This window comes from Streptomyces sp. NPDC032126 (assembly GCF_055580085.1).
The window spans coordinates 337,980-363,833 of record NZ_JBVIMA010000008.1 but is presented as its reverse complement, the minus strand read 5'-3'; the positions used below and the strand labels follow the sequence as shown (position 1 = coordinate 363,833).

Genomic DNA, 25,854 nt, shown 5'->3' with positions numbered 1-25,854 from the left:
GGCTAAGCCCAACGTCAACGCTCCATCGCATGATCCAAATCCCTTCCCCCACCGGGGAGGAACGGGAGTTGGCCGAGTATCTCGTCACCGTGGCAAACCAGCTGGGGCTGGCCGGGAAGCTCGATGAAATCGGTAATCTGGTGGCCGAAATCGGGCCCCCGGACAGCCCGGAGATCATGCTTCTCGGCCATATGGACACTATTTCCAGCCAACTTCCCGTGTATCTCCGGGACGGTGTTCTGCACGGCCGGGGAGCCGTCGACGCCAAGGGCCCGCTCGCCGCGATGCTGTTCGCGGCAGCAGCGGCCGGCCCCGGCCTCCCGGCGCGGATCCGCGTGGTGGGAGCCGTCGGCGAGGAGGGCGACTCCGCCGGCGCCCGGCACCTGCTGGACGGCGAGGAACCCGACGCCGTCGTCATCGGCGAACCCAGCGGCGTCGGCACCGTCGTCCTCGGCTACAAGGGCGTCCTGCGCTTCCGTCTCGATGTCACCCGTCCCGCGATGCATCCCAGCCGTCCGGAGCCCAAGGCCGTCGAAGTGGCCGTGGAGTTCGCCCATGACGCGCTGGCCCATGTGACGTCCGGAGCCGCCGGCGGACCGGGACCGGGCGGCGACCGCATGTTCGACGTGCCCATCGCCACGGTCACCTCGCTGGAGGGCGACGCCACCCGCGCGCAGGCGGTGTTCGCGTGCCGCACCCCGCCCGGCTTCGACGCCGCCGCCTTGCGCGCCTGGCTGCGCGAACGCGCCGGCGCCGACCCGCTCACCTTCCTGGAGGAGGTGCCCGCGGTGCGCTCGACCCGCACGGACCCGGTCGTGTCCGCGCTGTCGGAATCCGTGCGCCGCCACGTGGGCCCGCCCGCGGTGAAGGTGAAACTGGGGACCTCCGACATGAACGTGGTGGGCTCCGTCTGGCCGGTGCCGATCGCCGCGTACGGTCCCGGGGACTCCACGCTGGACCACAGCGACGAGGAACGGATCGACCTGGCCGACTTTTTGACGTCGGTCGACGTCCTGACCGACGCGCTGGAACTGATCTCCGGCCAGCTGGTCCGCAGGACCCCGGTGACGGGACGTTCGCGGTGAGCACGGGAGAGCCGCTCGCCGTGCTCACGTCCCGCGTCCGGGTCGAGGAGAAGCTGCTGCTCCACGAACTCGACCGCCGGGGCGTCCCCTACGAGATCGTCGACACCCGGACCGCGACGTTCCGCCTGGACCGGCCGGACGCGCCGCGCCCGCCCTTCCGGGGCGCCCTCGCCCGCGAGATCTCCCACCACCGCGCCCACTACGCCGCCCGCCTCCTGGAACACTCCGGTGTGCCGGTGGTCAACGGCGCCGAGGTGATCGCGCTGTGCGGGGACAAGCTGCTCACCACGCTGGCCCTGCGCGCCGCCGGAGTACCGACCCCGCGCACCCTCGTCGCCCTGACCCCCCAGGCCGCGCTCGGCGAACTGCCGGACTTCGGGCTGCCCGCCGTGGTCAAGCCGCTCGTCGGCTCCTGGGGCAGGCTGGCGGCACGGCTCACCGACGACGACGCCGCCGAGGCCGTCCTGGAGCACCGCGCCGCGCTGCCGGGCGCCCAGCAGCACATCACCTACGTGCAGGAATACGTCGTCAAGCCCGGCCGGGACATCCGCGGGCTCGTGGCGGGCGACGAGATCCTCGGCGCCGTCTACCGCACCTCCGCCCACTGGCGGACCAACACCGCGGCGGGAGCGGTGACCTCCGCCTGCCCGGTCGGCGACGACCTGGCCAAGGTGCTGCTCGCCACCTCCGAGGCCCTGGGACCGGGCGTCTACGGCATCGACGTGGTGGAGGACGGCGACGGGCGGCTGTACGTGCTGGAGGTCAACCACACGCCGGAGTTCCACGGCGCCGCCGACGCCCTCGGTCTCGATCTGGTGGGCCGCTACGTCGACTACGCCCTCGAAAGGCTGGAGCGATGAGCGACAAACTGGCGATGTTCGGGGGCAGCCGGGCCGTCGCCCTGGACGACCAGGACCGCACCCTGCTGACCTGGCCGATCGTCACCGACGCCGAACGGGCCGCGGTGCTCGGCGTACTGGACGACGGGGGCTTCACCTCCGTCGGCGCCGGCGGCGCCGTCGTCGGCCGCCTGGAGACACGGTGGGCGGACTTCACCGGGACCCGGCACTGCGCGGCCGTCGCCAACGGCACCACCGCGATCGAACTGGCCGTCGCCGCCGCGGGGCTGGAACCGGGCGCCGAGATCGTCGTGCCCGCGCTGTCGTTCGTCGCCAGCGCCACCGCGCCCCTGCGGTACCAGGTCGAGCCCGTCTTCGCCGACATCGAGCCGCGCACCCTCAACCTGGACCCGGCGGCCGCCGAGGCCGCGATCACCCCCCGCACCCGGGCGATCCTCGCCGTACATCTGCACGGACTGCCCTGCGACATGGCCGCGTTACGTGCCCTGGCCGACCGGCACGACCTGGTGCTGATCGAGGACGCCGCGCAGGCGCACGGCGCCACCTACCGGGGCCGGCGGGCCGGGGCCCTCGGGGACATGGCCGCCTTCAGCATGAACGCGTCCAAGAACCTGCCGACCGCCGGCGAGGGCGGACTCCTCACCACGGACGACCCCGCCCTGCACGAACGGGCCGTGCTGCTGCGCCAGTTCGGCGAGCGCATCCCGGACAAGGGCCCAAGGCCCTACGCCTCCGAGGTGATCGCCGGCAACGCCAAACTCAGCGCGATCCAGGCCGCGTTCGCCCTCTGCCAGCTGGACCTGCTGCCGGAACGCGCGGCGGCGCGCACCAGGAACGTGACATCCCTGCTGGAGCGGCTCGACGGCCTGCCCGGCCTGGTGCTGCCGGACTGCCCCGAGGACCGCACCCACGCCTGGCACATGCTGCGATTCCGGTTCGACACGGCGGCCATGGGCTTCGCCGACGTGGCGCCCGGGGCGATGCGGTCGATCCTGCAACGGGCGCTGCGCGCCGAGGGCGTACCGGTGCAGCGCTATCAGTCCGTGCCCCTGCCCGCCCAGCCTGCCCTGGCCGCCCGGCGGCCCTACCGCGCCGGACAGCACCCGGTCACGGAGGCGGTCCTGGAGGACTCGCTGACCTTGCAGCGCTGGCACCTGAACCCGGCGTCCGGGCCGGTGCTGGAGCGCTGCGCCGAGGCCTTCCACAAGGTCTGGGCCCAACTGGACGTGCTCGGTTCCCTGGCGCGGCGGAGCCGGTCATGACGAGCGAGCTGAGGGCCCGCGCCCAGCGCGCGAGGGAAACGGTTCTCCGGATCGGGGCGACCGAGCACGGCACCCACGTCGGCGGCAGCCTCTCCGTGGTGGACATCCTCACGGTGCTCTACTCCCGGGTGCTGCGCGTACGGCCGCAGGAACCCGACTGGCCCGACCGGGACCGGCTCGTGCTGAGCAAGGGGCACGCGGCCGCCGCGCTGTACGCGGTCCTCTCCGAGCACGGCTACTTCCCGCCCGAGGAGTGCCTGACATACGGCCGGCACGGCGGCAGGCTGGCCGGCCACCCCCTCGGCCGGCTGCCCGGGGTCGAGTTCCCCACCGGCTCCCTGGGCCACGGCCTGTCCCTGGCCACCGGTATCGCGCTCGGCGCGCGGCGCACGGGCCGGCCCCTCCGTGCCTTCGTCGTCCTCGGCGACGGCGAGCTCCAGGAGGGGTCCAACTGGGAGGCGATCATGTCGGCGCCCCGGTTCGGCCTCGACAACCTGGTGGCCGTCGTCGACCGCAACGGCTGGCAGATCACCGGCAGGACGGAGGACTGCGTGCCCCTGGAGCCGCTGGCGGAGCGCTGGCGCGCCTTCGGCTGGGAGTGCGCCGAGGTCGACGGCCACGACCTGGACGCCCTCCACGACGTGTTCTGCGCGCCGCCCGCCACACCGGGCCGGCCGACCGTGGTCATCGCCCGGACGGTCAAGGGCCGCGGCGTGCCGATCTTCGAGGACCGCCGCAAGAGCCACTACGTGCACCTGACCCCGCGGCTGTACGAGCGGGCCGTCGCGGGGCTGCGGCGCGCGGAGGGAGCCGGGCGGTGACCTGGGAAGAGGAACACGCGGGCAGCACCCGCGAGATGTACCGCCGCACGCTCCTGGAGCTGGCCCGCGCCGACTCCCGGATCATGTGCGTCGACTCCGACACCGGCGGCCTGGAGGACACCTTCGGCGCCGAACTGCCCGAGCAGTACGTCAACGTCGGCATCGCGGAGGCCAACCTCATGGGCGTCGCGGCGGGACTGGCCTCGACGGGGCTGATCCCGTTCGCCCACACGATGAGCGCCTTCGCGACCGCCCGCGCCGCCGAACAACTGCGCAACGACGTGGCGGCGACGGGACTGCCGGTGCGGGTCGTCGCCACCCACGGCGGGCTCTCCGCGGGCCACTACGGGCCCAGCCACCACGCCCTGTACGACCTGGCCGTCCTGCGCACGATGCCCCGCATGACGGTGATCGTGCCGGCCGACACGGTCGAGACCCGCCAGGCGGTACGGGCCGCCGCCGCACTGCCGGGACCGGTGTTCATCCGGCTGGGGCGCGCGCCGACCCCCCTCGTGTACCGGCACCCCTACGCGTTCGCCCCGGGCACCGCGGTCGAGCTCGCCGCCGGTGACGACGTCACGGTCGTCGCCTGCGGGCCGCTGCCGGTGCGCACGGCCCTGGAGGCCCACCGGGAACTGGCACGTGACGGCGTGTCGGTCCGCGTGCTCAACATGCACACGATCCAGCCACTGGACCGCGCCGCCGTCCTCAGGGCCGCCCGGGAGACCGCCGGCATCGTCACGGTCGAGGACCACGTCGTGGCCGGCGGGCTGGGCGGCGCGGTGTGCGAGACCGTGTGCGGCGCCCACCCCTGCCCGGTCACCGTGATCGGCGCCGACTCGGCCCACGTCGACGAGGTGGGTGACGAAGAGGAGTTGCTGGCGCACACCGGCATCACCGCGGAACGCGTAGCAGAGGCAGCGGCACGGATCGCCGTGTCGCGCACGAGCAGACGAACGGAGAAGGTCCGATGACCCTGACGTGCCCCGAGTGCACGAGCGACCTGCGGCCCGCGGACGCGGTCCGGCAGCACGAGATCCTCGAATGCCCGGAGTGCCGGGCGGAGCTGGAGGTGATGGCGCTCGACCCGGTGGTGCTGGCGCTCGCACCCGAGATCGAGGAGGACTGGGGCGAGTAGTGGCGGGCATCCGAGCGGGCGTCTTCGGCGCGTCGGGCTACACCGGCGGGGAACTGCTGCGGCTGCTGCTCTGCCACCCCCGGGTCGCGGAGGTCACCGCCGTGTCCACCCGGCTGGCCGGGCGGCGGGTCGACGGCGCACACCCGAATCTGCGGGGCACCACCGACGCCGTCTTCACCGCACCCTCCGACCTGCCGTCCTGCGACGTGCTGTTCCTCGCCACACCCCACCGCGAGACCATGCGGCTGATCCCGGCGCTCCCGCAGGTGCCGTGCCTGATCGACCTCAGCGCCGACTTCCGCCTCAAGGACCCGCGGACGTACGAGAGTTACTACGGTGTGCCGCACGCCGAGCCGCGCCTGCTCTCCCGTTTCGTCACCGGCTGGCCGGAACGCCTGCGCAAGGAACTCACCGAGGCCGACCGGATCAGCGTGCCGGGGTGCACCGCGAACGCGGCCACCCTGGCCCTGTACCCCCTCGCCGCGGAGGGGCTGGTCGACTCCCGGGTGTGGGTGGACGGCCGGGTCGGCTCCAGCGGCTCCGGCTCGACGGCCACCACGACCAACCTGCACGCCGAACGCAGCGGCGCCCTGCGGGTCTTCGCCCCGCTGGGCCACCGGCACGAGGCGGAGGTCGGCCAGGCGACCGGTCTGGACGTCACCATGACCGCGACGGGCACGCCCGCGGTGCGCGGCGTCCAGGTCGTGTGCCGGACCCGGCTGTCCGCACCGCTCGACGAGGCCCGGCTGCGCCGCCTGTACCGCGCCCACTACCAGGAGGAGCCGTTCGTACGGATCGTGGCCCAGCGCCGGGGCCTGTACCGGCTGCCGGACCCCAAGGTGCTGCTCGGCTCGAACTTCTGCGACGTGGGCTTCGCCCTCGGCCCCGACGGACGCGATGTCGTCGTGGTCGCCGCCCTGGACAACCTGGTCAAGGGCGCCGGGGGCAACGCCGTGCAGTGCCTCAACATCCGTATGGGGTGGCCCGAGCGGCTCGGGCTGGAGTTCCCCGGACTGCATCCGCTGTGACCGCCCGCCGAACGCCGTGAGCGCTGTGAGGAGACCGTGACCGTAGTCGTGAAGTTCGGCGGGAGCGAGGAGCTGGACGCGGACGCGCTGTGCGCCGACGTGGCCGACCTGACCGCCGGTGGAACGCCCGTCGTGCTGGTGCACGGCGGTGCCACCGAGATGACCCGGCTCGCCGACCGGCTCGGGGTACGCCTGCGCACGCTCACCGCGCCCGACGGCGTGACCACCCGCTACACCGACGAGGCCACCCTGGACGTCCTGCTGCTCGCCCTGGCCGGCCGGGTGAAGCCGGCCCTGGTCGGCCGGCTCGCCCGCCACGGCGTACGGGCCGTCGGCCTGACCGGACTCGACGCCGGCCTGCTGCGGGCCCGGCGCAAGCGGGCCGTACGGGCCGTCGTGGACGGCCGTACGACCGTCGTCCGCGACGACCGCGGCGGCCGGATCGTGTCCGTGGACTCCGGGTTCCTGCGCTCCCTGCTGGCCATGGGCGTGGTGCCGGTGATCTCGCCCCCGGCCCTGGCCGAGGACGGAGAGCCCGTCAACACCAACGCGGACCGCGTGGCCGCGGCCGTGGCCGTGGCGCTGCGGGCCGACCGTCTGGTGTTCGTCACGGGCGCTCCGGGCGTCCTCGCCGACCCCGACGATCCATCCAGCGTGCTGGCCCAGTGCCGGCCGCCCGTCCCGGGGGCCGCCGGAGGCATGGCGATCAAGCTGGTGGCCGCCCAGGAGGCGCTGGCCGGCGGGGTCGGCGAGGTCCGCGTCTGCGGCGGTGACCGAAAGTCACCTCTGGCGGCGGCGCTGCGCGGTGAGACCGGGACCAGGGTTTTTCCACTGTCGACACAGGAAGGCTAGGTTCGTGCGATGCGTTGTGGGGTGAACGTACCGACGTTCGGGGAATTCGCCGACGTCCGCGTCCTGGCGGAGCTGGCCGGCCTCGCCGAGCGCTCCGGCTGGGACGGCTTCTTCGTCTGGGACCACGTGGTGTGGCCGTACGCCGACGAGATCGTCGACCCGTGGATCGCGCTGACGGCGGTGGCGCTGGGCACAGAGCGGATCCGGTTCGGCCCGCTGGTCGCACCGCTGTCCCGGCGCCGCCCGCACAAGGTGGCGCGGGAGACGGTGACACTGGACCGGCTCAGCGGCGGCCGCCTCGTCCTCGGCGTCGGATCGGGGGCCTTCCCCAAGGAGTTCGACGACCTGGGCGAGGCGGACGACGCGCGCACCCGGGCGGCGCTGCTCGACGAGGCGCTGGCCGTCCTGGCGGGGCTGTGGACCGGCGAGCGCTTCTCCTTCGACGGCGAGCACCACCGGGTGCGCGACGCGGTGTTCCGTCCGACGCCGCTCCAGCAGCCCCGTATCCCGGTGTGGGTCGGTGGCCAGTGGCCGTTGTCCGGGCCGCTGGGCCGGGCCCGCGCCTGGGACGGCTATGTGCCGCTCAAGGCCGAGCCGAAGCCCTTCAGCACCGCCGAGATCCGGGACGTCGTGGACCGGGTGGGAGCCGCCGACCGGCCCGGGTTCGACCTGGTGATCTGCGGCACGGAGGGAGACCTCGCGGGCTACGAGTCCGCGGGCGTCACCTGGTGGGTGCACACCCCGCCGCCGTGGGACGTCTCGCTGTCCGCCGTCCGTGACCGGATCGCGGCGGGGCCGCCCACCTGGTGACCCCGCGACGCCATGGACGGCGGCCGGTCAGACGCTGACCAGCGTCATGACCTGGCCGCCCTCCTCGAACAGCAGCCGCCGCTCGTCGAAGCGCGCCAGCAGCGAGCTCACCTGACCCTCGGGCAGCCCCAGTTCCGCCGCCAGCCGCTCCGGCCTGGCCGGTGAGGTGAGCCTGCGCAGCAGGGCCGCGGCGGTGTCGTCGACCGCGGTCCGCCTCGGCTCTCCCCACCGGGTGTCGTGGACCTCGCCGTCGCGCAGTTCCAGGACCGGCCGGTCCTCCTCCCAGGCCCGGCGCCAGCGCGCGATCGCCTCGTTCAGCGGCCCCAGCCACCGGGTGGCGTCGAGGGTGTACTGCGACAGGCTGTGGTCGGCGAAGAAGTACGCGATCTGCTCCAGCGCGGCGCTGTCGAAGGGGTACAGCAGCTCGTAGAAGGGCAGCGGGCGCAGATCCAGCCCGTAGCTCGCGCGTTCGGTGTGGTACGGGCTGAAGCGGTCGAAGCGGACCAGGTGGGCGCCGGTCGGCGGCGGCAGATGGGTCAGCAGCGGCAGGTCGCGCGCGTACTTCTCGTACACCTCGGCCCGCTCGCCGGGGAAGCCCATCAGCAGGTTCCACTCGGGGGTCATGGCGTGACGCAGGCAGTTCCTCAGGAACTGCAGGTTCAGGAAGGCCGTCGTGCCCTTGCGCATCAGGGTCAGCGTGCTGGTGGACAGGGCCTCGATGCCGGGCTGCACGCGGCGCACGCCGGCCCGTGCCATCGCCTCCAGGTCGCGGTCGGACACGGGGACCTTGATCTCGTAGAACAGCGAGACGTCGGCGGGCGCCTCCAGGCGGGCGAAGACCTCCTTGGGGTAGGACTTGGGCATGATGTTGTCGGTGCAGGCGAACGAGCGGCACCAGGGGGCGTACGCGAACAGCCGGCGGAACTGGCGCAGGGCGGTCTCCGGGGCCATCGCGCGGTAGCCCATGCCGAGGCCGTTGAGACCGCAGAAGGTGCAGTGCGAGCGCTGGCCCCACCAGCAGCCGCGGGAGGTCTCGAAGAACAGCTCCGGCTCGCGGCGGGCCGCGTCCCCGGCCAGCCCGGCGCGCGTGGTGTCGAATGCCGTGACGAACCCGGTGAAGTCCGGTGCGAAGAAGTCGTCGATGTCCCGGTCCCGCCCGACGGCCAGGCCGTACCGGGCCTGGGTGTGGTTGCCGCGGGTGATGACCCCCGGCAGCTGCTCCGCGGCGTCGGGTCTGCCGTCGAGCAGGCAGCGCAGGAAGTCGGGGAAGGTGTGCAGCGCCGGCCCGGAGAACACGTAGTCGACCGTGGGGACATGGGCCGCGATCACCGTGCCCAGGGGGGCCTCGCAGTTGGCGCCGCCCATGACGGTCACCACATCCGGATTGCGCTCCTTGATCAGCCGGGCCATCGCCAGGCTCGGCAGGTTCTGCGCGAACATCGAGGTGAACCCCACGACGTCGGCGGAGGCGAGTTCGTGCTCGTCGATCAGCCGGGCGCAGCGCTCGGTGAGACCCGCGCGCAGGTCGGTCACCCGCTCCCGGAACTCCCGCCATCGGCGCCCCCGGTAGTAGCGGCCGAAGTAGGCGTCCTCGTTGTCCGGGAGGTCCGGGAAGGCCACCGGCCGGAACATCCACTCCCCGAGACCGGACAGCAGATGGTCGAGCCCTCCGGCGATCGCGTCGTACAGGTCGGTGCCGAAGTACGGCAGAAGGTCGAGGTTCGGGTAGCAGACCCGCGCCTCGGCCTCTCGCGGGAAGTCACGGGCGACGAGCGCGGAGAGCTGGCTCAGCGCGAAGGACGGCCGGTTCCAGTCCGCGAACGGCATGTTGACCAAGGCCACCTTGAGCACGGGTCATCCACCTTCCCCACGGTCCTCGTGCTCGATTTCGTCCCGTTCCGGGACCAGCTCCGCGCAGCCGCGCACCGTGCCCAGCCGGTAGATGTCGCCCAGGGACACCGGCACACCGCGGTCAGCCAGTTCGGCGACCGCGCGCAGGGCGCTGAGGGAGTCGCCGCCGATCTCGAAGAAGTCGTCGTCGAGGTCGATCTCCTCCATCTCCAGCACCTCCTTCCACACGTCGGCGACCAGCCGCTGGGCGGGCGTGAGACCGGTCGCGGGCCGTGGCGGCGCGGGTGCCCCGGCGGGGTCGGGCAGCCGTGCCCGGTCCACCTTGCCGTTGACGGTCAGCGGCAGCTCGTCGAGGACGACGAGGGCGCCGGGCACCATGTACCCGGGCAGCCGCTCCCGCAGATGGCCGAGGATCCCCTCCCCGGAGTCCGGCAGGCGCGAGGCGGTGGTGACGTATCCGACGAGATCCCGCCCGTCGCGGCCCGCCACCACCACGGCCGACCGGACGGCGGGATGGCTGCGCAGGGCCTCCTCCACCTCCGCGGGCTCGATCCGGAAGCCCCGGATCTTGACCTGGTCGTCGTTGCGCCCCAGGACCTCCAGGGAACCGTCGGGCAGCCTGCGCACCAGGTCTCCGGTGCGGTAGAGCCGGGCGCCCGGCTCGAACGGGCTGGCCACGAAGCGCGACGCGGTCAGCGCGGGACGGCCGGCGTAACCGCGGGCGAGGGGGACCCCGCCGACGTACAGCTCACCGGGCACGCCGAGCGGCACGGGGCGTAGCCGCCGGTCGAGGACGTGGAGCCGGGCACCGGGCACGGGCCGCCCGATCGGGACCCGGCCGAACGGGGTGCGCCGCGTCGCGGGCCCGGTGGCGACCGCGACGGTGCACTCCGTGGGGCCGTAGCAGTTCAGCGTCGTCAGGCCGGGCCGGTGACGGACCCGCGCGACGGAGTCGGGGTCCAGGTGGTCGCCGCCGAGGTTCAGCCGGCGCACGTTCCCCAGCGCGGCGCCGTCGTGGTCGGCGAGCACCGCGAACAGCCCGGGGGTGAGGAGGAGCGCGGTGGCCTCGCCGAGGAGCCGGCGGTACTCGTCGGGGCCGAGCCGGCGGTCTCCGGGGGCCACGAGGAGCTGCGCGCCCGCGCACAGGGTGCTCCACAGCTCGTGCGTCGAGGCGTCGAAGGCCGTCGAGGAGTGCAGGGCCATCACGTCGTCGGCCGCCGGTGACATGGGCCGGCCCGGCGCCGCGAAGTTGGCCACGGCCGCGTGACTGATCATGACGCCCTTGGGCCGGCCGGTCGATCCGGAGGTATGGATGACGTACGCCAGATCGTCCGGACGGACCGTCGTGGGCGGCCGCCGGGACGGCCGATCCGCGTGGTCGGGCAGCGCGTCGAGTACGAGGGTCGGACGCGCGTCGTCCACGATCTGCCGCAGTCGCCGCTCGGGGTACGCCGGGTCGAGCGGCAGGTAGGCGCCGCCCGCCTTCAGGACGCCCAGCAGCGCCACCACGAGGTCGGCGCCGCGCGGCAGCCGGACGCCGACGAGACGGCCGGGGCCGACGCCCCTTTCCCGCAGGGCCCAGGCCATCTGGTTCGCCCGGCGGTCCAGCTCCGCGTAGGTCAGCCGGGCGCCGTCCGCGTCACGTACGGCGATCGCGTCGGGGGTGCGGTCGGCGTGCCGCTCGACGAGGGCGTGGACGAGCGCCGGGGCGGCGGCCGGGTCGGTGCCGGGCAACTCCCCCACCAGCAGCCGCTCTTCGTCCGGTCCGAGCATGCGCAGCCGTCCGACGGTGGCGCCGGGCCTCGCGGCATCCGCGAGCAGGTTCCGGAAGTGACCGGCGAGGCGCTCGATCGTGGCGGCGTCGAACAGATCCGAGCGGTATTCGAGATAGGCCTCGATGCCCGTCCCCGAGTCGTGGAAGATCACGTTGAGGTCGTTGGTCGCGGTGGTGCCGTCCGGCAGCGGCAGCGCCTCGGTGCGCACACCGGGGAACTCGGCGCCCTCCTCCGGGATCTCCTGCACCGAGAACATGGTCTGGAACAGCGGCTGCACGCTGAGGTCCCGCTGCGGGGCCACCGCCTGGACGAGCCGGTCGAACGGCAGGTCCTGGTGGTCGATGGCCTCCAGGGTGGCCCGGCGGGTCTGCGCCACGAGGTCGTCGACGGTCATGCCGTCCGCCGGTCGCAGCCGCAGCGGCAGCGGGTTGACCAGATACCCCACGAGGTTCTCGGTGCCCGGCAGATGGCGGCCGGACAGCGGAACGCCCACGATCACGTCGTCCTCGCCGCCGTAGCGCTGGAGCAGGCAGGCGAACACCGACAGCAGCACCACGAAACTCGTCGTGCGGTTGCGCACGGAGAGCTCCCGCACCGCGCTCACCAGAGGGCCGGGGAGGGCGAAGAGATGGCACGCGCCGGCGAACTCGCGGACGGGCGGCCTGGGTCGGTCGAGCGGGAGCGCGGGACCGGGCAGCGGACCGGCGAAGCGGCGCCGCCACTGGTCGAGCATCCGGTCAAGACGCTCCTCCCCGAGCGCGCGGTGCTGGCGCTCGGCGTACCGCGTGTACGTGAGGGGGAGCGGTTCGAACGACGGTGAACTCCCCGTCAGGGCGGCCTCGTAGGCGGTGCGCAGGTCCTGCCAGAGCACGCCCATGCCCCAGCCGTCGACGATGATGTGGTGCAGGGTCAGCAGCAGCCAGTGCTCCTCCGGGGCGACGCGCACCAGCAGCGTCCGGAACAGCGGCGCCCGGGTCAGGTCGAAGGGCCGGTCCTGGGCCTCGGCCAGCAACTCCCGTGCCGCCCGGGCGCGTTCAGCCTCCGGACGGCCTACGAGGTCGATGTGGACCAGGTCGGGCTCCACCGAGTCCAGGACGGCCTGGGCGGGCTTTCCGTCGATCACCTGGATGGACGTCCGCAGGGTCTCGTGCCGCTCGGTGACGGCGGCGAGCGCCGCGCGCAGCGCCGGGACACTGAATGCGCCGGTCATCCGCACGCCGCTGGCCACGGTGTAGGCGGCCCGGGTGCGGTAGAGGTGCTCCTCGGCGAACAGGCGTTGCTGCGCGGACGAGAGCGGCACGCTGGAGACGACGGTGCTCATCGGACCCCCATCTCCCGTGGTGTCAGGCCGAGTTCGGCACGCAGCACGGGCAGCAGGGCCTCGGCGCCGGCGGACAGGTAGTGGTGGCCGCCGGGGAAGCGGTGCACCGTGCAGGCGCCGGAGGTGATCCGGGACCACACCGTCAGATCGCGGCCCGTCAGCAGCGGATCGTCCAGCCCGCCGAGCACGGTGATGGGGGCGTCCACGCGGTCGGCGTCGACCGGCGCGTCGACGATCAGCCGCAGATCCGCGCGGAGCACGGACAGGAAGATGGCGCGCAGTTCGGGGTGGGCGAGGGCCGCTTCGGTGGAGGCGTCGACGGCCGTGACCGAGTCCAGCAGCACGTCGTCGCTGTCGCGGTGGCTCACCTTCAGCCGGGATCCCGCCGGCACGGACATCCCGGGGCCCGCGTGGCCCGAGACGAACAGGTGCCGCACCGGGGTGTTGGAGGCTTCCAGCGCCGCGCACACCTTGGTGGCGAGGACGGCGCCCATGCTGTGCCCGAACAGGGCGATCTGATCGAGGCCGGCCTGTCGCACGACCTCGGCGATCTGCTCCACCAGCGAGGACAGTTCGGCGGGAAGGGGGTCGAGGATGCGGTTCTCCCGCCCGGGTAACTGCACCGGCAGCACGTCGACGTCGTCGGAGAGCCCCGCCAGCCAGGTGCGGTACTTGGAGGCGCCGGCGCCGGCGTGCGGCAGGCAGACGAGTTGGACGGGATGTCGGCGGTGGGCAGGATCAGCGAGAAACCATTTGCCGCCCGTCGCCATGCCGTTGCCTCCCCGTAGCCGGCCGAACCTGCCTCGCCCGTGCGTTCCGACGACCTGCCCGGTGCTCCCGGAACCATGGGAGGCGGCGCCTCCGGAATCCCGTCGGCCACGGCAGGCCCAGCTGTGAAACGGTCATGCCCTGTGCGAGTATGGCCGCCGAGTGCTCCAGGCAGCAACAGGGGGTGCTCCAGGCAGCAACAGTCAGGTGCTGTTCCGCCAGTGGACCGCCGACGTCCAGTCCCGCTGCGCCGGTGCGGCATGACTCTTCGGGAGACTGGACATGCGCGCATACTTATCCCTGCTCCGCCGGCCGGAAGTGGCCCGCCTGGCGATCTCGGCCGTCACCAGCCGTATCGCGGCACCGATGCTGAGCCTGAGCCTGCTCCTGGCGGTGAAGTCCTCGCTCGGCTCGTACGGTTCGGCGGGTGGGGTCCTCTCCGGGTACGCCGCGGCGCTGGCCGTCGCCGTCCCGGTGGCCGGACGGCTGGTGGACCGGCTGCGTCCCCGCCGTGTCCTGACGGCCTACCTCGTGGCGCACATGGGGGCGTACGCCCTGCTGCTGTGGGCCCTCACCCAGCACGAGCCGGTGGGCGTGCTGATCGCCAGTGCGGCCGCGCTCGGCGCCACGACCCCTCCCGCGGGCCCGGTGGTGCGCTCCAGCTGGCCCGCCCTGGTGCCCGAGGACGAGCTCAAGACGGCGTTCGCCCTGGACGCGGTGCTCAACGAGGTCATGTTCGTCAGCGGCCCGCTGATCGTCTCGGCGCTGATGAGTTTCGCGTCCCCGAACGCCGCGGTGGTCTTCGCGGCGGTCAGCACGGCCGGCGGTGTGCTCCTGCTGCTGACGGTCCGTCTGCCGGAGCCGAAACGGGCGCGCGCGGAGCGGCACCCCCTCGGCCCCCTCGCGCACGGCCAGGTCCGGGTGCTGCTGGGCATCATCGTCTGCGACACCCTGGCCTACGGCGGCATGGTCGTGGCGATCGTCGCGCTGGCCGGCGGGGACGGCTCCGGCGGAGCGTCCGGTGTACTGCTGAGCGTGCTGTCCCTGGGCGCGGTGATCAGCGGGCTGATCTACGGGGCGCGTGAGCGCAAGGGACGTCCCGGGCCCCAGCTGGCCCTGTACCACGCGGCGTCGGCCGTTCTGCTCCTGATCAGCGCCCAGGTGTCGCACCTGGTGCTGGCCGGTGTCGTCCTGGTGCTGGTCGGCATGGTCGGTGGCCCCCGGGACACCCTGCACCAGGTCGTGCTGGGCGAGGCGGCGCCGGAGGAGTACCGCACCGAGGCGTTCGCCTGGATGAGCACCTTCATGTGGGCCGGCTACGCGCTCGGCTCGTCCCTCGCCGGTCAGCTCGTCAGCGCGGACGACGGCTCCCACGCCTGGGCGTTCACCGGCGCCGCCGCCGCGGCGGCGCTGGCCGCGGCGGTGTCCCTGCTCGTGCGCCCGGTCCCGGCCGCGACCGGCGCGGGGGAACAGGCGTCCACGAACGACGGGGCCGCTGCCAGTACGGCAGCGGCCCGTCAGGTCGGCGGCGAGGAAAGCGAGGAGGCTGGAATAAGGGAGTCTTGAGAAGGAAGCCCCCTCATGGCCTCGCCGCGGCCAACGCTAACACTCACGCGGGGATCAGGTCGCGCAGATTTTCGGGGGTGACGATCCGCGACTCGGGGTGCAGCCCGTCGGGCCGCTCCAGACCGATGTACGTGACGGGGCCCGCCGGGACCGTCCCGCCGTCCCACAGCGTCGTGGTCGTGGCGTGGCCGGTCATCAGGCCGACGAGATGGCGGACCGTGAGCTGCTCGCGCTCGACGATGCCGCGCAGCAGCGTCGCGACCGTCACCCGGTTGTCCTCGACCCGGTTCGACGACGGGCTGCCCTTCAGGTACAGGTGCAGCCACTTGGCGTGCCACCGGCCGTCGGCCCCGCGCAGGAAGGCCAGCGGCAGGGCGACCCGGCCCGGACCGCGCAGCTCCGACTTCATGCGCACGGTGCGCGGCTCGAACGGGCGGCCCTTCTGGTCGCTCCCGCGCAGCATGAACCCGAAGAACGACTCCTCGACCTCCTCGAATCCCTCCCCGGAGTAGATGTTGACCTGCGGGACGATGAAGGTGCCGCGCACGGCGCCCAGGCGCAGATCGATGAACTCCGAGGCCCCGTCGGGCGCGTCGGTGATGTCGCCGGAGTGCGCGCCCTCGAGGTCCCGGAGCTGGGTGTACGACAGCCAGGACACGGTGCCGTAGTCGCCGTTCAACAGCAGCGCCGACAGGTCGTAGTCGGTGCTCCGCTCGGTCTGCTTCCAGTACACGAAGAAGCGCAGCAGCTCCCCGTCGACGGGGGACAGCGAGCCGCGCGGCAGCACGCCGAGCCCGGACGCGGTCGCCTTGCCGCTGAGCGGCAGCGCCACGTCCAGGACGTCCGGGTCGATCAGCAGGTGGTCCGGGGCGGGCAGGCGGCGGCTCAGCTCCGCGTCGAGCGCGGCGATCAGCCGGTCGCGCTCGGGCGGCAGCACCGGCGGGCGGGTGTCGTCCGTGACCCAGGCACGGCCGAGGCGGTTGACGAAGACCCGCCGCTCGCCGGTCTGCCGGGCCCGGTTGTGCAGGTGTTCGCGCACCGACAGCACGACGCGGCCGGAGACGTCCGGGGCGACCCGCTCGGCGGCGTCGACGACGGCGTCGCGCTCGTCCTGGGTGAGCGCGTCGCGCAGCAGCCGGTCCAGGGAGCGGTACAGCTTGCCCGGCGCGGACGTGAGCAGTTCGACCGCGCCGGTGATGTCGTTCATGGCGAGCAGTTCCTCGACGCGGCTGTCGAAGGAGCGGGCCGTCTTCTCGCCGCGCGCGACGGCGAACACGTCGGCCGCGTGCGGCCACTGCGGGTACTCGTGCGGGTGCAGCCGCTCGCCGAGCCGCTTCCACATCTCGCGGTGCGGGTGCACGTCGGCGAGCTTGGCCGGCGCCGCCGATACGACGGCGTCGAGGCCCGAGAGCAGCGCGCGGCGCACGGCACGGGGGAGCGCCCGGAACCGCGTCGGCTCCTGGAGGCCGACGTCACCGCCCGACAGCGCGCAGGCCAGCCGCAGCGCGTCGGTGACGGTGTCCAGCAGCAGGCCCGCACCGGCCATCAGCCGCGCCTGGTTGACCACGGCACGGTTCTCCCGCACGGGGATCTGCTCGGGCTGCGGCCCGTCCGCGCAGTGGGCGGCGAGGTCGCCGAGGTCGCGCAGCTCCTCCTCGCCCAGGGGGGTGCTGCTGCCCGCCAACGCCAGGTAGAGAGCGGTGATTTCGTCGTCCACCGCGCCGCCCAGGTGCAGCACGGTCAGCCGGTCGCCCGCCGCCGTGATCAGCTCGTCGTGGTGGGCGAGCATCTCGGCGTACGTGTGCCGGTAGGTGCCGTACGACGGCAGGGTGAGCAGGTTCAGCACGCCGGTGCTCAGCTGCTGGAGCGTGCTGCGGCGGGCGGTGTCGTCGGCGAGCGCCTCGGTGACGCACCGCATCCAGAAGTCGAGGGTGTCCGGCACGTTGGCCGGGAAGTCGATGAAGTACGGGTTGTGCCGGACGTGGTCGCCGACCATCGCACGCACGGTGCTCAGGGCCGGCACGGCGGCGTCGACGACCGCGTCCTCGGACAGTCCCGACAGATGCTCCAGCAGGTCCGCCGAGAGCTTGAAGCCCACGGACATCAGCGCGGCGTCGAACCGCCGTGCCGCGGCGGCGCCTTCCCCGGGGGCGCCGGTGGGCGCGGGGAGACGATGGGCATGCCGGATGACCAGGGAGGCGAGACGGTGGGTCATGCGGGAATGCTCCCAAGTCACGGCGTGTGCCCGCACCCGGTTTTCAGCCGGAGCGGCCGGCTCTCGTCACTGGCCCACCCGACCGTCGACGCATTCGCGCAGCAGGTCGGCGTGTCCGCAGTGACGGGCGTACTCCTCGACCCGGTGCACCAGCAGCTCGCGGATCGCGATGCCGTCCTTCCCGACCCGTTCGCCCAGGTCCGGGTGGGCGGCCAACGCGGCGTCGGTCGCGGCCTGTTCGCGCTCCAGATCGGCGTACGCGGCGTCGACCACGGCCTGTTCGGCGACGGCGCCGTGGAAGTCCGCGTCCCTCGCGCCGTACAGCTTCGGCAGGGGTTCGTCGTCGCTGAGCCAGTTCCGCCAGTCGCGTTCCACCTCGGCGAGGTGGCGCAGCAGACCGAGCAGCGACATCGTCGAGGGCGGCACCGACCGGCGGGCCAGCTGCTCTGGGTCCAGGCCGTCGCACTTCATCCGCAGGGTGATGCGGTAGTTCGTCAGGAAGTCGTCCAGCGTGGCGAGTTCGCCCTCCGGACTGCTCTCGTTGTTGCGGGGGTCGTCGTCCGGGTCGGCCCACATGTCGGGGTAGACGGTCGCCTGGGTCCATCGCTCGGGTCGATCACTCATGCGACGCATGGTGGGCTTCGGCGGCCCCGGTCCGCCACGCAATATTCGGTGCGGACCGGGGCGGCCGCCGGTCAGTGGCCGTCGGTGGTGACCTGGTTGGCCGGGATCCAGTAGCCGGGCAGTTCCTGTGAGCTGACGCGGAGCATCGACCGCCCGTTGACCACGGAGCGGCGGTCGAACTGGAGGGTGTGCGGCTCGGCGTAGGACAGCTTCTTCAGGGTGCCGGCCACGCCGTTCGTGCCGAAGCTGATCGCTTCGACGCTGGTGTTCGGGGCGATGGTGAGGGTGCGCGGGCTGCGGTAGTCCACCGGCAGGTGCTCACCGCGCAGGAATGCCTTGGGGTAGGCCTCCCCGATCCACCAGCCCTTGTACGTTCCGGCGCTGATCCGGTACCAGACGCCGGCTCCCTGGATGCGCCGCCGCATGTCGATCGGCGCGCCGGTGGCACGGGCGAAGGTGGCCTTCTTGGTGCCGAGGATCTTGTCCGCCTTCTCCTTGACCCAGGAGCCGTTCGCCGCGGTGTCCACCTTGTACAGGGTGTGGGTGCCGGCGGCGATGGCGATCGAGGCGCCGGCCCTCACCCCGGGCGCCGGGAAGTCCTCGACCAACAGGTCCAGTTGGTGGGCGAAGCCCGCGGTGTTCGTCTGCTCGTGCAGCTGCGTCCACAGCTCGATGTGGTGCTGGTGGTAGGTGTTGGCCGGGATCCGATGCGTCTGGCAGTAGAAGGAGTACCAGCGCGGGTTGCGCAGCCGGGAGAAGTAGTGGGCCACTGTGGTGCAGATGCCGTCGTAGAACTGGGCCGCCACCTGGTTGCCGGTGAGCAGGTAGTAGTCCCAGACGCCGAACAGCGCGTAGATCATGCCGTTGTAGGTGTAGTCGCCCGTGCCCGCCGTGGCGAACGGGTACTCCTGGATCCACAGATAGCCCGCCTGGTCCTTGTTGACCACCCACGGCGAGGCGTTGTCGGCGCGCAGCAGCGAGGCGAAAGTGCCGTCGGCTGCGGTGCGGTACAGGGCGCGCTCGTCGTCGGTGAGACCGTCCTGGAGGCCGGCGAGCTGGGTGAACAGGCCGAGGACCTCGCCCTGGGCCATGCCGGAGTACCAGGGCGCCGTGTACGAGAAGCCGTGGCCGTGGTTGAGGTTGAAGGCGTAGGGGAAGTACCAGGCGCCGCGGGTCTCGACCCGTCGGGAGATCAGGCGGTCGGCCTGGGCCTTGGCGCGCTGGAGGAAGAACGCTTTGCGGTCGGGGTCCGTCGCGACGCGGTAGCTGCTGATGCAGCCGAGGCCGAACTGCGCCTGGCCGACGATGTGGTCGTACACCTTGCCGTCGGGGGCGTAGTACATCCACACGCCGTCGGCGTCGGGGTGGTAGGCGCCCGTCGTGGAGGTCGCGGTGGTCCAGGTGGCGGGCCGGTCGCGCCACGGCCGCATCGCCTCGGGCAGTTCGGTGTCGATGGTGTATCCGGACCGGTTGAACTCGAACGGCAGGGACGTCGGTACGTCGGTCTCGGTCGGGTCCGGAGTGCCCCCGGTGTAGGGGATGTGCACCGAGGAGCTCGGCGCGCTGACGGTGGCCCCGTCCAGCGGATCCGGCAGGGGTGTGACCGGCGTGGGTTCGACGGCCGCCCCCGTGGGCAGGCTGAGCGCGATCGAGCGCGGCATGGCGGCGTACGGGTCGGGGGTGGGGGAATCGAGGACCCCGGTCGCCATGGCGGTGAACGTCCCGCCTCCCACGACCGCGGCGCCTGCCGCCGTACCGCCGGCCAGTCGGATGAACCGTCTGCGGCCCAGCTCGGCACGCCTCTTTCCAGCCATGAACGGAGTACCCCCAAGGTGTCGATCAGCCGTTCGGATCCAAAGCGAGGTGGATCTTATGCGAAGGCTGTGGTGGGTCGTAGCGAGAGGAGAAGTTCAACCGACCTATGGATGGGGGTGATTGGTGTAAATAGTCGCTATTCAGGACAATTGAAGCGAGGGGCGGGGTTTCTGTGATGAAGTCGTGATCTCCTTCGGGGCTCCCCGTCGCACGGGTGTGCCCGAGGTGAACGCGCTGGCCGGTGGGTGGGCCGGGACCGGGCCGACTTCCAACTCCCGGAACGGGGCAGCCTCATGGATGCTGTGCCCGTGATCGGGGAATCACGCCGTACGACGTGACCGAGGAAACCGGAGGCCGACGAGTGCCACGCGAACACATCATCGACGCAAGCCGGGTGCACCACACATGGGATGCCTCCCTGGAACCCGCCCTGCGCATACAACCCGGCGACACCGTCCACTTCGACCTGAGAATGACCGGCCACGGCCAGATCGACCAGGGCGCCCCCCACCCGGGCATGAACGTGGACCTCGACACGCTCTACCACCTCCTCGGCCCCCTCCACATCGAAGGCGCCCGCCCCGGCGACGCCCTGGAGATCGACATCCTCGAACTCACCCCGGGGCCATGGGGCTGGTGTGCCGTCATGCCTCAGATGGGACTGCTGCCCGAGGACTTCCCCGACCCCTTCATCCGCTACTTCGACCTCACCAAGGGCGACGTCACCGAACTCGTCCCCGGCGTGCGCATCCCGGTCGACCCCTTCCTCGGCGTCATGGGCACCCTCCCCGACGGCATCGACACCGCCTCGGCGTTCCCTCCGCACCAGGGCGGCGGCAACATCGACACTCGCCACCTCGTGCAGGGCGCCACCCTGCTGCTTCCCGTCTTCCGCGACGGGGCGATGTTCTCCTGCGGCGACCCCCACGCCGCGCAGGGCGACGGCGAGGTGTGCGTCAGCGCCATCGAGACCGACATGCGCGCCACGCTCAGGTTCGGCATCCGCCGCCAGACCCTGTCCACCCCCCGCTTCACCGTCCCGGGGCCCGCCCGGCGGCAGACCGACGCCGACGGCTACTACGGCACGATGGGCATCCACGCCGACCTGATGCAGGGCGCCAGGACAGCCGTACGCGGCATGATCGACCTCGTGACCGAGCAGCACGGCCTGACACCCGAGGACGCCTACGTTCTGTGCAGCGTCGCCGGGGACCTGCGGATCTTCGAGATCGTGGACGCCGGTGTCTGGAACGTCGGCTTCACCCTGCCGCGCTCGCTGTTCGAAGCCTCCTGAGCGGATCCGGCGGCCGGGCGGCCTCAGGCCGCGTCCGCCTCGGCCTCCGCCGCGGACGCGGTCACCACCGCCGACAGCAGACCGGGGAACCGCTCCTCCATCTCCTCGGTGCGCAGCGTGTTCAGCTTCGCCGTGCCCGTGTAGTACTGGCGGATCACCCCGGCCTCGCGCAGCACATTGAAGTGGTGGGTGAGCGTCGAGGGCGACACGGGTGCGTCGAAGGTGCCGCACCTCATGTCCTCGCCGGCCCGAGCCAGCTGGGTCACCAGCCCGCGCCGCACCGGATCCACCAACGCCTCCAGGACCTGCTGCAGCGACACCTCGGACAGCTCGGGGTGGTCCACTGTGCGAGCGGCGGTACGGGAGCGGGCCACGGGGACTCCTTGGGGCGACAGCGATGCGGCCGGGCCATAGTACGACGCTCATCGAAGCTGGGGGTCTCTGCGTGCCGGGCGGACCACTCGACGGGGCTGAGTCGGGGCTGAGTCGGGGCTGAGACGGGGATGATCGGAGGCGGCGGTGAGTGACGGTGGCGAGTGCCTGGCGTGCGACCTGACGGCGGGCCGGGTACCGCTGCCGGGCGGGACCGTGTCCCGGTCCGCGTCCTGGGTCGTCGAGCACTGCGTGGGGCCACTGGGGCTGGGCACCCTGGTGGTCAAACCGCTGCGACACGTGCTGCACGTCGGCGAGTTGACGCCCCAGGAGTCCCTGGAACTGGGACCGTTGCTGCAGCGGGTGAGCGCGGCCGTCACGGCGGTGACGGTCCCGGAGCAGGTGTATGTGTGCCTGTGGTCGCATGCCGGCGGGGTTCCGGGCCACCTCCATTTCGTGGTGCAGCCGGTGGGGAAGCGGGACATGGCCCGGTTCGACGCCTTCGGCCCGGCGCTGCAGGTGGCGATGGGGAAGGCGGGGTGCGTGCCCGGAGCTGAGGACGTGGAGCGGGTCTGCGACCGGCTCAGAGAGGCCCTCGGCTGAATGTCAGTGGCGTGAGGTTCACTGTGTCCCATGTGGGACGGGGATGCGGTGGCCGCCATCGGGAAGATCGTCGAGGCGCCTGTCGAGAGCGGCCGGCCGGTGATCGTGTGGGCGCCGGAGGGCGCGGAGTTGCGGGGACTGGTCTCCGAGCTGGGCGGCTGGATGGGCGGACCCCGCAATCTCGCCATGGGCGGCTTCACCGACCCGACGCTCACCGAGCGCACCGGGCTCCCGCTCGTCGAGCCGTTCGGGGACGAACTGCTGGAGATGCGGGCCTGGGCACAGGGGCCGCACTGGATCGGGTGCGGCCGCGTCGCCACCCTGGACGGCGAGCGCGTGGTCGTGGTGATCGCCCACCGCGAGGACCCCGTCGTCACCGGGTTCCCCGACGGCGCCTCATGGGCCGAGAAGCTGCGCGCTCTCACTGGATGGGAGCCGGTGCCGCGGCCGCCCGTCGACTGGCCCGCGGTCGAGGCCGAACTGGGCACCGCGCTCCCGACCGACTACAAGGAGATCGTGGATCTCTTCGGCCCGGGCGGCTTCGACGAGTACGTCGACCTGCTGGTCCCCGGAGCCCTGGGCCTGGACCTCGTCGTCTGGGCCAAGAGCGAGGGCTTTCCCGAGCCGGACGGACTCCTGCGGTGGGGGTCCTCGGAGCAGGAGGTCGACTTCGTCTGGCGGACAGGCACCGCCGATCCCGACGACTGGCCCGTCCTCGTGGGCCAGTTCGGCGAGCTGGAGGAGTGCGACTGCGGCATGGGCGAATACCTGCTCCGCATGCTCACCGACCCCACCTATGGGTACCCCACCAGCCGCCTGGAGACCCACTCGTTCCAGAGCTACGACACCCCCGCCGCCGGGTAGTTCTGCGCCGAGCCCCGTGACCCAGGCGCACAGCCGAAGGCGGCCCGCTCTCAGACGGTGTACCCGCCGTCGACGGCGAGGGCGGTGCCCGTGATGAAGCGGCCGCCCGGACCGGCCAGGTAGGCCACCGCGTCGGCGATGTCCTCGGCCCGGCCGTAACGCCCCAGCGCGGTGAGGGAGCGCTGGAAGTCGGCGCTCTCCCCGTCGGCCGGGTTCATGTCGGTGTCGATCGGGCCCGGGTCCACGACGGTGGCGGTGATCCCGCGCGGCCCCAGCTCCCGGGCAAGTCCCTTGGTGAGCCCGGTCAGCGCGGACTTGGCCGTCGCCTGGAGGACGAAGTTCGCGCCGGGGACCCGTCCGTTGAAGCACGACCCGATGCTGATGATCCGCCCTCCGTCGCCCATGTGCCGGGCGGCGGCCTGGGCGGCCAGGAACACCGACCTGATGTCCACGGCGAGCACACGGTCCAGTTCGTCGGTGGACACCTCGTCGAGCGGGCCGTAGGTGAGAAAGCCGGCGTTGTTGACCAGGATGTCGATGCCGCCGAGTTCCCGTACCGTCCGCTCCACGGCTGCCACCGCCGCGTCCGGAGCCGTCAGGTCGGCCTGGACGACCACGGCTGTGCCGCCGTCCGCCTCGATCGCCTTCGCGACCTGGACCGCCTGGTCGGCGGCCCGGGCGTAGGTGAGTGCCACCGCGGCCCCCTCGGCGGCCAGCCGTTTCGCGATCGCCGCCCCGATGCCACGGCTGCCGCCGGTCACCAGGGCCACCCTGCCGGTCAGGTTGTTCATCGATGCCTCCGTTGTGGACGGTGTACGCGCCGTCCCGGAACGGTAGAACCTGCCACTGATGTCAGGTTCAAGTCGTCATCGCGGGCGGGGCGAGGCATCGAACGGCAATCCGGGCTTTGGCGAACGCGCCGCAGGGCGATCAGCCGACGTTGCCGAGGCGGGCGTCCTGCCACAGGTCGACGCCGCCGTCGGTGGCGTACTTGTCGATCTCGGCGAGCTCCTCCCCACTGAAGTCGAGGTTCTCCAGCGCGGCCACGTTCTGTTCGAGCTGCGCCACACGCGACGCGCCGACGACGAGCGAGGTGACGCGCGAGTCCCGCAGCGCCCAGGCGAGAGCCATCTGCGCGAGGGTCTGCCCGCGCCGGGCCGCGATGTCGTTCAGGGCGCGCAGCCGGTGCAGCATGTCGTCGGAGAGCCACGTGGCGTCGAACGACGTGCCCTGCGCGGCCCGCGAGTCCGCCGGGATGCCGTCGAGATAGCGCCCGGTCAGCAGACCCTGGGCCAGCGCGGTGAAGCCGATGACTCCGAAGCCCTCCTCCTGGGCGACGTCGAGCAGTCCGTCGGTCTCGATCCAGCGGTTGAGCATGCTGTACGACGGCTGGTGGATGAGCAGCGGGGTGCCCAGTTCGCGCAGGATGGCGGCGGCCTCACGGGTCCGGTCGGCGTCGTAGGAGGAGATGCCGACGTAGAGGGCCTTGCCCTGACGCACGGCGGTGTCGAGCGCGCCCATCGTCTCCTCCAGCGGCGTGCTCGCGTCGAGCCGGTGGGAGTAGAAGATGTCCACGTAGTCCAGCCCCATGCGGCGCAGCGACTGGTCGAGCGAGGCCAGGACGTACTTGCGGGAGCCACCGCCCTGCCCGTAGGGACCGGGCCACATGTCCCAGCCGGCCTTGGTGGAGATCACCAGCTCGTCCCGGTACGGCGCGAGGTCCTCCCTCATCAGACGCCCGAAGTTGATCTCCGCGGCGCCGTAGGGCGGGCCGTAGTTGTTCGCCAGGTCGTGGTGGGTGATCCCGAGGTCGAAGGCGCGCAGGGCGATGGCCCGCTGGTTCTCGTACGGCTGGTCGTCTCCGAAGTTGTGCCAGTACCCCAGGGACAGGACCGGCAGGTCGAGTCCTGAGCGGCCGGTGCGCCGGTAACGCATGGTGCCGTTGTAGCGCTCGGGGTCCGCGACGTGGTTCATCGGATGCTCTCCGGTCGTGCTGTGAGGGGTGGTGCGGTGAAGGGTGCCCTCCGGTTCGAGGGGCGGTGCCCCACAGTGCCCCTCCCAGGTCCGCAAGTCCAACAGCTCGCCCGTATCGGATTCAGCAGTGCCGTTTCTGAATCACCCCTGTGCCTCGGTGCCAGAGTCGTCGGCCGGTGCCTCGGCCGTCGTCGTCTCGGTCGCGTCGGGCGCGCTGTAGAAGACCGACTTGCCCTGCTTGGTGCGCTGGGCGCGGCTCCTGGCCACGAGTCCCTCCAGGGTGACGCGTACGACCTTGGTGGAGAAGCTGCGCTCTGGGTGGGCCTGGCCGAGCGCGGTGGCGATCTCCGCGGCGGAGCGCGGCTCGTGGTGGTCGCCGAGATGACTCCGGATGAGCTCCACCAGGGTGGGCTGTGCCGACTTCGTACCGCTCCCGACCGCCTTGGTCGCGGGCCTGGTGACCGGCTTCTCCTTCGCGGCGGGCTTCGCGACCGCCGGCTTCTCCTTCGTGGCCGTGGACTTACGGGTCCGTCGCTTCCCGTCGGACGCCCCGCCCGCCCTCTTCCGCGGCGAGGGCACCACGGCGGGCGCGGGCTCGGGCGCCGGCTCGGTCGCGGAGGTGTCCTGCGCCTGCGGGGCGCCGAGGGCCTGCCGCATGTTCACCAGGACGGTGTGGTCGCGCTGGAGGGTGGCCAGTTGCTCCTGGAGGGCGGCGATCTCCGCCTTGACGCGGTCCTGTTCCTTGATGTTGCGGTCGAGGTCACCGGTGACCTGGGCGATGTACTGCGATGTTAGTTCGGTGGTGGCGGTGGCGGTGGTGGGTGCGGTCTCGGACATGGCGCTGACCTCTCCTCGACAAGCGGCCGTCGGGCGGCCGTCAAGTGGCGGTGGAGTAGCGATGGTACGGACAGGCGGAGGCAGTTGTTCCCCACACGTCGCCTTTGGCTGTGTCGGCC

The 25,854-nt window shown here is 72.2% G+C and carries 23 protein-coding genes; 13 read left to right on the top strand and 10 right to left on the bottom strand.

Annotation, left to right across the window (positions count from 1 at the left end; translation table 11 throughout):
* The first annotated feature begins 29 nt into the window (after window positions 1-29).
* The 9 genes from ACZ5NW_RS29140 to ACZ5NW_RS29100 are packed head-to-tail and all read left to right on the top strand — an operon-like array spanning window position 30 to window position 7,856.
* Complete coding sequence (locus ACZ5NW_RS29140; protein ID WP_468746920.1) at window positions 30-1,085, top strand: M20/M25/M40 family metallo-hydrolase; 1,056 nt, start codon at window positions 30-32, stop codon at window positions 1,083-1,085.
* A complete protein-coding gene (lysX, locus tag ACZ5NW_RS29135; RefSeq protein ID WP_468746919.1) occupies window positions 1,082-1,945 on the top strand; it encodes a lysine biosynthesis protein LysX in 864 nt (287 codons plus the stop codon). Before ACZ5NW_RS29140 ends, lysX begins: the two co-directional genes overlap by 4 nt.
* Window positions 1,942-3,207 carry a DegT/DnrJ/EryC1/StrS family aminotransferase gene (locus tag ACZ5NW_RS29130; protein WP_468746918.1) on the top strand — a complete coding sequence of 422 codons (1,266 nt, stop codon included), beginning with the start codon at window positions 1,942-1,944 and terminating at the stop codon, window positions 3,205-3,207. Before lysX ends, ACZ5NW_RS29130 begins: the two co-directional genes overlap by 4 nt.
* Window positions 3,204-4,028, top strand: a complete 825-nt coding sequence (locus tag ACZ5NW_RS29125; protein ID WP_468746917.1) for a transketolase — start codon at window positions 3,204-3,206, stop codon at window positions 4,026-4,028. The genes ACZ5NW_RS29130 and ACZ5NW_RS29125 overlap by 4 nt, the downstream gene beginning before the upstream one ends.
* Window positions 4,025-5,002 (top strand): transketolase family protein, encoded by a 978-nt coding sequence (locus ACZ5NW_RS29120; protein ID WP_468746916.1) that lies wholly within the window; start codon window positions 4,025-4,027, stop codon window positions 5,000-5,002. Before ACZ5NW_RS29125 ends, ACZ5NW_RS29120 begins: the two co-directional genes overlap by 4 nt.
* Window positions 4,999-5,166, top strand: coding sequence for a lysine biosynthesis protein LysW (gene lysW, locus ACZ5NW_RS29115; RefSeq protein WP_468746915.1), 168 nt, complete (start codon window positions 4,999-5,001; stop codon window positions 5,164-5,166). The genes ACZ5NW_RS29120 and lysW overlap by 4 nt, the downstream gene beginning before the upstream one ends.
* A gap of 8 nt (window positions 5,167-5,174) precedes the next feature.
* On the top strand, window positions 5,175-6,194 hold the full coding sequence (gene argC, locus ACZ5NW_RS29110) for an N-acetyl-gamma-glutamyl-phosphate reductase (protein WP_468746982.1): 1,020 nt from the start codon (window positions 5,175-5,177) through the stop codon (window positions 6,192-6,194).
* Between the two features lie 36 nt (window positions 6,195-6,230).
* Entirely contained in the window at window positions 6,231-7,046 is an 816-nt protein-coding gene (locus ACZ5NW_RS29105; protein WP_468746914.1) for a [LysW]-aminoadipate kinase, read from the top strand.
* A gap of 21 nt (window positions 7,047-7,067) precedes the next feature.
* Window positions 7,068-7,856 (top strand): LLM class flavin-dependent oxidoreductase, encoded by a 789-nt coding sequence (locus ACZ5NW_RS29100; RefSeq protein ID WP_468746913.1) that lies wholly within the window; start codon window positions 7,068-7,070, stop codon window positions 7,854-7,856.
* A gap of 27 nt (window positions 7,857-7,883) precedes the next feature.
* Here ACZ5NW_RS29100 and ACZ5NW_RS29095 read toward each other — a convergent pair whose 3' ends face one another.
* From ACZ5NW_RS29095 to ACZ5NW_RS29085, 3 genes are read right to left on the bottom strand one after another with little or no spacing between them, the layout of a single operon-like run.
* Complete coding sequence (locus tag ACZ5NW_RS29095; protein WP_468746912.1) at window positions 7,884-9,707, bottom strand: RiPP maturation radical SAM C-methyltransferase; 1,824 nt, start codon at window positions 9,705-9,707, stop codon at window positions 7,884-7,886.
* 3 nt (window positions 9,708-9,710) lie between these two features.
* A complete protein-coding gene (locus tag ACZ5NW_RS29090; protein ID WP_468746911.1) occupies window positions 9,711-12,803 on the bottom strand; it encodes a non-ribosomal peptide synthetase in 3,093 nt (1,030 codons plus the stop codon).
* Window positions 12,800-13,573 (bottom strand): thioesterase II family protein, encoded by a 774-nt coding sequence (locus tag ACZ5NW_RS29085; RefSeq protein ID WP_468746910.1) that lies wholly within the window; start codon window positions 13,571-13,573, stop codon window positions 12,800-12,802. Before ACZ5NW_RS29085 ends, ACZ5NW_RS29090 begins: the two co-directional genes overlap by 4 nt.
* A 280-nt stretch (window positions 13,574-13,853) precedes the next feature.
* On the opposite strand from ACZ5NW_RS29085, the gene ACZ5NW_RS29080 reads away from it, so the two are divergent.
* On the top strand, window positions 13,854-15,137 hold the full coding sequence (locus ACZ5NW_RS29080; RefSeq protein WP_468746909.1) for an MFS transporter: 1,284 nt from the start codon (window positions 13,854-13,856) through the stop codon (window positions 15,135-15,137).
* A gap of 43 nt (window positions 15,138-15,180) precedes the next feature.
* On the opposite strand, the gene ACZ5NW_RS29075 is transcribed toward ACZ5NW_RS29080, so the two are convergent.
* The 3 genes from ACZ5NW_RS29075 to ACZ5NW_RS29065 form a co-directional block, all read right to left on the bottom strand.
* Entirely contained in the window at window positions 15,181-17,352 is a 2,172-nt protein-coding gene (locus ACZ5NW_RS29075; RefSeq protein WP_468746908.1) for a TerD family protein, read from the bottom strand.
* Window positions 17,353-17,418: 66 nt separating this feature from the next.
* Window positions 17,419-17,985, bottom strand: a complete 567-nt coding sequence (locus ACZ5NW_RS29070; protein ID WP_468746907.1) for a mycothiol transferase — start codon at window positions 17,983-17,985, stop codon at window positions 17,419-17,421.
* Window positions 17,986-18,047: 62 nt separating this feature from the next.
* Entirely contained in the window at window positions 18,048-19,790 is a 1,743-nt protein-coding gene (locus ACZ5NW_RS29065) for a D-glucuronyl C5-epimerase family protein (RefSeq protein ID WP_468746906.1), read from the bottom strand.
* A 395-nt stretch (window positions 19,791-20,185) separates the two neighbouring features.
* Between ACZ5NW_RS29065 and ACZ5NW_RS29060 the strand changes: the two genes are divergently transcribed.
* The gene (locus ACZ5NW_RS29060) at window positions 20,186-21,085 is read left to right on the top strand and encodes an acetamidase/formamidase family protein (RefSeq protein ID WP_468746905.1); all 900 of its coding nucleotides are present in this window, start codon (window positions 20,186-20,188) and stop codon (window positions 21,083-21,085) included.
* Between the two features lie 23 nt (window positions 21,086-21,108).
* Here ACZ5NW_RS29060 and ACZ5NW_RS29055 read toward each other — a convergent pair whose 3' ends face one another.
* On the bottom strand, window positions 21,109-21,459 hold the full coding sequence (locus ACZ5NW_RS29055; protein WP_468746904.1) for an ArsR/SmtB family transcription factor: 351 nt from the start codon (window positions 21,457-21,459) through the stop codon (window positions 21,109-21,111).
* Window positions 21,460-21,604: 145 nt separating this feature from the next.
* Here ACZ5NW_RS29055 and ACZ5NW_RS29050 point away from each other — a divergent pair, with 145 nt between their 5' ends.
* Both ACZ5NW_RS29050 and ACZ5NW_RS29045 read left to right on the top strand, forming a co-directional pair.
* A complete protein-coding gene (locus tag ACZ5NW_RS29050) occupies window positions 21,605-22,060 on the top strand; it encodes an HIT family protein (RefSeq protein WP_468746903.1) in 456 nt (151 codons plus the stop codon).
* Between the two features lie 30 nt (window positions 22,061-22,090).
* On the top strand, window positions 22,091-22,924 hold the full coding sequence (locus ACZ5NW_RS29045) for a hypothetical protein (RefSeq protein WP_468746902.1): 834 nt from the start codon (window positions 22,091-22,093) through the stop codon (window positions 22,922-22,924).
* 50 nt (window positions 22,925-22,974) lie between these two features.
* On the opposite strand, the gene ACZ5NW_RS29040 is transcribed toward ACZ5NW_RS29045, so the two are convergent.
* The 3 genes from ACZ5NW_RS29040 to ACZ5NW_RS29030 all read right to left on the bottom strand — a co-directional run bounded on the left by ACZ5NW_RS29040 (window position 22,975) and on the right by ACZ5NW_RS29030 (window position 25,735).
* A complete protein-coding gene (locus tag ACZ5NW_RS29040) occupies window positions 22,975-23,715 on the bottom strand; it encodes an SDR family NAD(P)-dependent oxidoreductase (protein ID WP_468746901.1) in 741 nt (246 codons plus the stop codon).
* Between the two features lie 139 nt (window positions 23,716-23,854).
* Window positions 23,855-24,898 (bottom strand): L-glyceraldehyde 3-phosphate reductase, encoded by a 1,044-nt coding sequence (gene mgrA / locus ACZ5NW_RS29035; protein WP_468746900.1) that lies wholly within the window; start codon window positions 24,896-24,898, stop codon window positions 23,855-23,857.
* Between the two features lie 141 nt (window positions 24,899-25,039).
* Window positions 25,040-25,735: a hypothetical protein gene (locus ACZ5NW_RS29030; RefSeq protein WP_468746899.1), complete on the bottom strand. Its 696-nt coding sequence runs from the start codon at window positions 25,733-25,735 to the stop codon at window positions 25,040-25,042.
* Window positions 25,736-25,854 lie beyond the last annotated feature (119 nt).

Bases quoted from the DNA above. Each gene is read 5' to 3' on its own strand.
- ACZ5NW_RS29140 (WP_468746920.1), top strand. From the start codon at position 30: ATGATCCAAATCCCTTCCCCCACCGGGGAGGAACGGGAGTTGGCCGAG.
- ACZ5NW_RS29130 (WP_468746918.1), top strand. From the start codon at position 1,942: ATGAGCGACAAACTGGCGATGTTCGGGGGCAGCCGGGCCGTCGCCCTG.
- ACZ5NW_RS29125 (WP_468746917.1), top strand. From the start codon at position 3,204: ATGACGAGCGAGCTGAGGGCCCGCGCCCAGCGCGCGAGGGAAACGGTT.
- lysW (WP_468746915.1), top strand. From the start codon at position 4,999: ATGACCCTGACGTGCCCCGAGTGCACGAGCGACCTGCGGCCCGCGGAC.
- ACZ5NW_RS29090 (WP_468746911.1), bottom strand. From the start codon at position 12,803: ATGAGCACCGTCGTCTCCAGCGTGCCGCTCTCGTCCGCGCAGCAACGC.
- ACZ5NW_RS29085 (WP_468746910.1), bottom strand. From the start codon at position 13,573: ATGGCGACGGGCGGCAAATGGTTTCTCGCTGATCCTGCCCACCGCCGA.
- ACZ5NW_RS29080 (WP_468746909.1), top strand. From the start codon at position 13,854: ATGCGCGCATACTTATCCCTGCTCCGCCGGCCGGAAGTGGCCCGCCTG.
- ACZ5NW_RS29075 (WP_468746908.1), bottom strand. From the start codon at position 17,352: ATGACCCACCGTCTCGCCTCCCTGGTCATCCGGCATGCCCATCGTCTC.
- ACZ5NW_RS29070 (WP_468746907.1), bottom strand. From the start codon at position 17,985: ATGCGTCGCATGAGTGATCGACCCGAGCGATGGACCCAGGCGACCGTC.
- ACZ5NW_RS29065 (WP_468746906.1), bottom strand. From the start codon at position 19,790: ATGGCTGGAAAGAGGCGTGCCGAGCTGGGCCGCAGACGGTTCATCCGA.
- ACZ5NW_RS29045 (WP_468746902.1), top strand. From the start codon at position 22,091: ATGTGGGACGGGGATGCGGTGGCCGCCATCGGGAAGATCGTCGAGGCG.
- ACZ5NW_RS29040 (WP_468746901.1), bottom strand. From the start codon at position 23,715: ATGAACAACCTGACCGGCAGGGTGGCCCTGGTGACCGGCGGCAGCCGT.
- mgrA (WP_468746900.1), bottom strand. From the start codon at position 24,898: ATGAACCACGTCGCGGACCCCGAGCGCTACAACGGCACCATGCGTTAC.
- ACZ5NW_RS29030 (WP_468746899.1), bottom strand. From the start codon at position 25,735: ATGTCCGAGACCGCACCCACCACCGCCACCGCCACCACCGAACTAACA.